We start from the raw sequence: 6,797 nt of genomic DNA, 5'->3' as shown, positions 1-6,797 counted from the left end.
ATCAATAAGAATTAGTAAATTCCATACCCGAGTTTGGAATTAGTAAGTTCCATGTCGTGTGTTAAAGGGGTGGAATTTAGTTTTACAAGTTACTTCAGTTATTCATATTATCAGATTCATTTTTTCTGATTGACATTATTTTTAAATTATGTTTATATATTTAACGTTTCTATTCTAGAAACTTATATGCATTCAGTATATAACTTTCACATATATAGAATTTATTTTCGAATGAAGATGCATTTTGAAAGAAAGGAATTATGATAATCATCATTTAGATGAATAAGATGTAGAAACATGAATATTGATAATTTACTTCCAAAATTTGATTTTACGCAAGAATTAGCAGAACGAAAGCAGCAACTAGATAGAGAAATTACAGCAAGAAGAAAGCGTTTAATGGACGCACCCGGCGGTAATCTTCATATTAATAATTTAATAATTTTATCAATCCTAATGATATAAAAAATGATTCTCAATTTTTATGATATTTTAGTTGTATTTTCACAAATTTTTATTTTGATAATTTTAACCAATATTACATCGCTCTTTTTAATAAATAAAGCTTGCTACTATCTGCACCAGGTATCTATGATTTGTTATATTAGATAATTAAAGAGGATGATGTCGAATTAGATGATTAGCTCTAGTAGCTCTTTTCTGCATATAAGGCAGAATTCATAAACTATCTTTTACGTATATCTCATAATTTCAGTAGGCCAAAAGTGTATTGAAAACGCTCCGCTTAAACATAGAAGCCTCATGTAAGAGTGATCTTTGTTTTATATATCTTCTTGAATGGATGCCAGTACCAGATCAATCAACTATTGCTTGGGTTATTTCGCTACATATTTTCGGATTTAAGAAAAAAGCATAATAATTGCAACTTTAATTCAAATCTTTAAGTTTAATCCGAAGATATCAATATCCCTCATAAAGTTCATTTCATGTTCAAATCATCCTCAAAAAGCACATAATAGAAAATGAGTTACACTTTTTCACCCTCAAAAGTGTAACTCATTTTATTGGCTTTAAAAATTCAGTTCCTTACAATGCTACTATCTCACACTCATGTTTCTTACTTTTGCTATCGTAATTAATCCCAATAAATAGGATATCACCATTATATTCTTTCAAAGCTCTTCCATACTGTTTCTCAAATATCTGCTTAGTCGCTTTATCTACTGTTTTATCCCACTTTAGTTCAACTATAAGCGCTGGACATTTAACATCCTTCTTAGGCCAAAATACTATATCCGCATAGCCTTTTCCTGTCGGAAGCTCTTCTATTTTAGTGTAATAATCCACTGCACTTATATAAGCCATTTTTATAACACTTCTCAGTGCCTGCTCGTTATTGTAAAAATCAGGTGCAATTTCATCCATATGCATATCTTCTATGATACCGGCAACTACTTCGCAATCCTTATCCCAGGTTGCCCTAAGAAGGCGATCTGACTGCTGTACTGCCTTCATTAGTTCTTTTCTATTACCATTTTTCACAGCTCTGATAAATTCACTTTTAATCTCATCATTAGGAATAGATACCATTTCTGAATCTTCATCGAAGGTAAGATACCCCAAATGTATAAGAAGTGTTAAAACATCATCTCTGCTCTCCATAGATGTAAGATCATTTTGAAATGAATTAGTGTCAACCTTTATTCTATTTCCACCAATCATATCTATGACCGCATCCTTTAGTCCATCAAAATTCATATCTATATAATCTCTGAGAGATTCATAAGTTTCTGTCTTAGTCCAATAATTACTAAGCTTTTTCCGCAGCATCGATTCCATAACAGACTTCGGATTAAATATATGTTCATCTCCGACACGATAACCATCATACCAACGCTTAAGAGCCTGGTAATCCATTGAATTTTGTTCACATAATTTTTTCACTTCCTGCTCTGTAAATCCGATGTATTCCTGTAATGGTCTTGGTTCCACCATACTGTATTCATAAAAATCGCTCATCGCAGATTCGTGTCCATATTTTTTTATAGGTAAAATTCCTGTCATATAAACGCCATCAAACAAAAGATCAGTGAAACTGCTCTTAAAAAGAGATCTTAATAGCTTGATATATTTTTCCAAAATAACAGAATTCCCTTTATACTCTCTAAATGGCGCATCCCATTCATCTATGATGAGTATGAGTTTCCTTCCTGTTAATGCTACTAATTTGCTAAAAGCATTAACAAGGTTTTGTTCATTGCGCACCTCAGGAAAATCATATGAAAGGTCTTCGATGACATCCCGTTCCATACTGTCTATTAACTCACTGCTCTTATCAACAACTGATATGAAATAAGTCATGTCCAGATAAATGACATCATGGTTATTTATGTGTTTTTCAAATGATTTATCTTTAGCCACTATCAGATCGGCAAAAAGATCATATGAATCGCAATCATTGCAGTAATATGCACAAAGCATTTTAGCACCATAAGATTTTCCAAAACGCCTTGGTCTACTGACACAAACGAGTTTTTGTGGCGTGGACAAACACCCATTCATAAATGAAATGAGGCCTGATTTATCAATATAATTACCATTTCTTATTGTTGAAAATCCATCGTTTCCAATATTTAAATATTTTCGTGTTCTGACTGAATTATCTATAGTTTCACTTACAACTCCGGGTACATAGGTATAATTGTCAGGAATAATCCATCTTCCTTTCTCCATTTTTGCGCCTACTATTTTCCCCTGCGCGCAGAGAGAATTGACCTGCCTTTTAGAAATATTCCATTTATCTGCTGCTTCTTTTGATGTCATAATATATCCTCCTGACATTATTATATCACAATAGTGGGAAGTGGGAAGCCCAGGCTTCCCACTTCCCACTATATAAATTACTATTATAATCCACTCAGCCCACAACCTGAATAGCTTTCTTCGGGCACTTCTGTGCGCAGAGGCCGCAGTGTGTGCACTTGTCCTGATCGATGGTTGCGACGTTGTTCTCTACGGTGATGGCACCGGAAGGACAATTCTTCTCACAGATGTGGCAGGCGATACAGCCGACCTTACAGTACTTGTTGACTGCCTGGCCCATATCCTGAGATTTGCAGCGAACTGATTCTGTCGCATCGTAAGGTATAAGATCAATAAGATGTCTGGGACAGATGTTCACACACTGGCCGCAGGCCTTACAAGCTTCTTTGTCGACTACAGCGATTCCGTTTACTATATGAATCGCATCAAACTGACACACACTTACACAACTGCCGCCGCCAAGGCATCCGAAGGTACAAGTCTTAGGGCCTGCGCCCGGAACCTGGTTGATCACACGGCAATCATCTGCGCCGTAGTACTCGTATCTCTGAGTAGCCTGCTCGCAATCGCCTCCGCAGTGAACATAAGCAACCATGCGCTTTGCATCACCTGCATCTACTCCCATGATTTCTGAGATCTTTGCTGCAACCGGAGGTCCTCCGACAGGACACTGACTTACAGGCGCCTCGCCCTTTGCTATTGCAGCTGCACAACCTGAACATCCCGGGAATCCGCATCCACCACAGTTGTTACCTGGAAGTGCTTCCAATATAGCCTGTTCTTTCTCATCAACATCTACGTGCAGTTTCATGTCAGCAACGCCAAGGATTATTCCGATAAGAATACCTACTCCTGCGACCACTGCCGTAGCAATGAGTACACCACTAATCATAATTTTCTCCTTTGATATTTACCTAAGTGTTGAAAATCCTGTAAATGCTATTGCCATAAGTCCTGCTGCAAGAAGTACAGTGGGCATTCCTTTGAAAGGTCTTGGAATGTCGTTAAACTGGATCTTCTCACGAATACCGGCAAGGATTACTATTGCGATAGTGAAGCCAACAGCTGTCGCAAAACCGCAGATTGTACTCTCAAGAAGATTGTAGCCATCGGTTACGTTGTTAAGAGCAACACCGAGCACTGCACAGTTTGTTGTTATCAAAGGAAGATACACACCAAGTGACTGATAAAGTGATACAACAAACTTCTTAAGAAACATTTCCACGAACTGAACCAGCATAGCAATAACCATTATGAAAACAATAGTCTGCAAAAATGAAAGATCAAGTGGTGAAAGTATAAACTTATAAATTGCATTTGTTACAAGTGAAGCCAATGATATAACGAACACGCACGCCATGCCCATACCAAAGGCAGTATCTGTCTTTCTTGAAACTCCAAGGAAAGGACAAAGTCCAAGGAACTGACTCAGGACTACGTTATTTACAAGAGAGGCAGTTATCATTATGGATAAAAGTCCGATTATAGTGTCTGTCATTTCTTATCCTCCTCTCCCGGTGTTACTACTTCTTTTATAGATGCATTTGTATTAGCCTGTGCTGTTGTAGTCTTGATTTGTTCAAGTCCTGATATTACCTTTTCTTTTTCAGGAGCCTTTATATCACTGGGCTTTATTGTCTCAGGCTTTGTCTCAAGCTTTGCTGCCTTTTCTTTTGCAAGAAGTTCTTCCTTAACCTTCTTGGGATCCTTGATCTCAACGTCGCTGCAGCATCCGCCAACACCAAACTTGGATGTGTCCTTGCCCTTCTTTTCCATATTGAACTTAACCTGGTTCATTATGGCAATCAGTACTGCAAGTACGATAAATGCCCCTGCCTGCTGTATGAATATTCTTATAGGCTGATACAGGCTAAAGAAATATCCCACAGGTCCCGGTACTACAGAGCCTTCACCAAAAATCTGAACATCGAACATTGTGCCGCCGCCGATGAGTTCTCTGAAAAGTCCGATAACAGTAATAGCACAGGTAAAGCCAAGTCCCATGCCGATTCCATCGAAGAAGGAAGGAATCACATTATGCTTTGAAGCGTATGCCTCTGCTCTACCGAAGATGATACAGTTAACAACGATAAGCGGAATGTAAACACCAAGAGCCGCATACATCACCGGCACGTAGGCCTGCATCACAAGCTGAACCAATGTAACAAAGGATGCAATAACAACGATGAAAGCAGGAATACGAACGGTGTCAGGAATCACTTTTCTTAAAAGTGAAATAACTGCATTACTAAGGGCAAGTACGAAGGTTGTAGCAAGTCCCATGGTAACACCGTTGATCGCAGATGTCGTAACCGCAAGTGTAGGACACATACCAATCATAAGAACCAGTGTGGGGTTCTCAACTATAAGTCCATTCAGGAAGCGCTCCGCAGGAGTGTCCTGTTTGAAGCCTAAAGCTCCTTTATTCTCTTCACTCATACGAACCTCCTTAATTTGCAAGTGCAGACTCGAAATACTGCACTGCTGCATTTACGCCAAATGTTATAGCCTTTGATGTGATCGTTGCACCTGAAATAGCTTCTATCTCACTGTCAGATGCCGGATCATTTTTAGTTACTGAAAACTGTGCGGCCGGTTTTCCTTCAAACTGAGGAACGATAACCTTCTCAGCATTCATTCCAAGTCCAGGAGTTTCATTTATAGAAATAATTGAAATTCCGTTAACATTTGAGTCATTAGTAATACCAACTGTGAAAACGATCTTGTCTCCGTAACCGCCACTGGAAACCTGAACAACATAGCCAAGTCCGTTTCCTGAAGCATCAACTGCCTTTTTAGCACTTACTATATCGATTTTGCCATAATCAGCTCCGCTAAGAACTGCGGCTTTCTTCTCTTCGTCAAGGGCTACATCTTCGAAATCTGCTGCATCTGAGAACACAGCCTGATTAGCCTTTATCTGAGCAAGCTCGTTCTGATAAGCGATAGGTTCCTTTGTAACCTGATATACGAAACCAAGAGAAACACCTGCAACTAAAGTTATTACGAAAAGAATGAGCGCATTTTTCAGCATTGTTTTTATATCTGTCATGCCTTTTTCTCCTCCTTCTTTTCAACGGGTCTGATACCGAATGCTCTCGGGATTGTGTACTTCTCGATGAGCGGAACGATCAGATTACCGATAATGATCGCATAGGATACGCCCTCAGCCGATACTCCAAATACACGGAAGATTCCGGTCAGGATCCCAAGGAAAACACCGTAAATATATTTTCCTTTTGCAGTTATCGGGCAGGTTACGTAGTCCGTAGCCATGAAGAATGCACCGAGCATAAGACCGCCGCCGGCAAGCTGGGCTGAGATATAAGCTCCGTTTAATCCATGTCCTCCAAAGAGAATAATGAAGAGCACAAATGAAACTATGTAGGAGCCGGGAATCTTCAGATCAATAATTCCAAGCATTATCAGAATGCAGGCACCAACTACGATTGCGATCATGGATGTCTCACCGATGGTTCCGGGAATTTTACCTATGATCATATCGATGACTGATACTTCCTCTCCTGCCTTAAGAGCTGCAAGAGGAGTTGCTGATGTGTAAGTATCTGTTGTGAAGTTGGTCATGAATGCCGGGAATGAAATAAGCAAAAAGCATCTTGCTCCCAGAGCCGGATTCATGAAATTCTGTCCAAGTCCTCCAAAAAGCATCTTAACAACAAGAATTGCAAAAATGCCGCCTATCACGGGAAGCCACCAGGGGGCTGTGCTTGGAAGGTTCATTCCAAGAAGCAGCCCTGTAACTACCGCTGAAAAATCTCCAACCGTTATCTTTTTATTCAAAACTTTTTCAAAACAAAACTCGGTAAGGACTGTGGATAATACAGAAAGAATCAGTATTATCAACGCATCTATCCCGAAATTGTAAATGCCAAAGCCTGCAGCCGGAAGAAGTGCTATGACAACCCACATCATAATATTTGAGGTTGTCACACCGGACCGAACATGCGGATTTGACGAAACTTTCATCATATCACTCATTGTTTTTTTCCTTT

Annotated in this window: 7 protein-coding genes; 1 reads left to right on the top strand and 6 read right to left on the bottom strand. The window is 39.2% G+C overall.

The genetic code is table 11. The features are described 5' to 3' along the window. Window positions 1-297 precede the first annotated feature (297 nt). Window positions 298-465 (top strand): hypothetical protein, encoded by a 168-nt coding sequence (locus tag T501_RS21350; protein WP_155831417.1) that lies wholly within the window; start codon window positions 298-300, stop codon window positions 463-465. A gap of 582 nt (window positions 466-1,047) precedes the next feature. On the opposite strand, the gene T501_RS12995 is transcribed toward T501_RS21350, so the two are convergent. The 6 genes from T501_RS12995 to T501_RS12970 form a co-directional block, all read right to left on the bottom strand. Next, window positions 1,048-2,784 carry an AAA family ATPase gene (locus T501_RS12995; RefSeq protein ID WP_050008304.1) on the bottom strand — a complete coding sequence of 579 codons (1,737 nt, stop codon included), beginning with the start codon at window positions 2,782-2,784 and terminating at the stop codon, window positions 1,048-1,050. Window positions 2,785-2,878: 94 nt separating this feature from the next. After that, on the bottom strand, window positions 2,879-3,679 hold the full coding sequence (locus T501_RS12990; protein ID WP_044915248.1) for an RnfABCDGE type electron transport complex subunit B: 801 nt from the start codon (window positions 3,677-3,679) through the stop codon (window positions 2,879-2,881). Window positions 3,680-3,694: 15 nt separating this feature from the next. After that, entirely contained in the window at window positions 3,695-4,282 is a 588-nt protein-coding gene (locus T501_RS12985; protein WP_026509767.1) for an electron transport complex protein RnfA, read from the bottom strand. Next, a complete protein-coding gene (rsxE, locus tag T501_RS12980) occupies window positions 4,279-5,223 on the bottom strand; it encodes an electron transport complex subunit RsxE (protein ID WP_081843156.1) in 945 nt (314 codons plus the stop codon). Before rsxE ends, T501_RS12985 begins: the two co-directional genes overlap by 4 nt. Before the next feature lie 10 nt (window positions 5,224-5,233). Beyond that, window positions 5,234-5,836: an FMN-binding protein gene (locus T501_RS12975; RefSeq protein ID WP_044915247.1), complete on the bottom strand. Its 603-nt coding sequence runs from the start codon at window positions 5,834-5,836 to the stop codon at window positions 5,234-5,236. Next, window positions 5,833-6,783, bottom strand: coding sequence for an RnfABCDGE type electron transport complex subunit D (locus T501_RS12970; RefSeq protein ID WP_044915245.1), 951 nt, complete (start codon window positions 6,781-6,783; stop codon window positions 5,833-5,835). The genes T501_RS12975 and T501_RS12970 overlap by 4 nt, the downstream gene beginning before the upstream one ends. Window positions 6,784-6,797: the final 14 nt, after the last annotated feature.

The organism is Butyrivibrio sp. WCE2006, from assembly GCF_000701985.1.
Classification (GTDB): domain Bacteria; phylum Bacillota; class Clostridia; order Lachnospirales; family Lachnospiraceae; genus Butyrivibrio.
The sequence above is the reverse complement of the archived record's forward strand: the minus strand, read 5'-3'. Positions and strand labels throughout refer to the sequence as shown.

Excerpts from the sequence above, each read along its gene's own strand:
- T501_RS12985 (WP_026509767.1), bottom strand. The coding sequence starts at position 4,282 with ATGACAGACACTATAATCGGACTTTTATCCATAATGATAACTGCCTCT.
- T501_RS12970 (WP_044915245.1), bottom strand. The coding sequence starts at position 6,783 with ATGAGTGATATGATGAAAGTTTCGTCAAATCCGCATGTTCGGTCCGGT.
- T501_RS21350 (WP_155831417.1), top strand. The coding sequence starts at position 298 with ATGAATATTGATAATTTACTTCCAAAATTTGATTTTACGCAAGAATTA.
- rsxE (WP_081843156.1), bottom strand. The coding sequence starts at position 5,223 with ATGAGTGAAGAGAATAAAGGAGCTTTAGGCTTCAAACAGGACACTCCT.
- T501_RS12995 (WP_050008304.1), bottom strand. The coding sequence starts at position 2,784 with ATGACATCAAAAGAAGCAGCAGATAAATGGAATATTTCTAAAAGGCAG.
- T501_RS12975 (WP_044915247.1), bottom strand. The coding sequence starts at position 5,836 with ATGACAGATATAAAAACAATGCTGAAAAATGCGCTCATTCTTTTCGTA.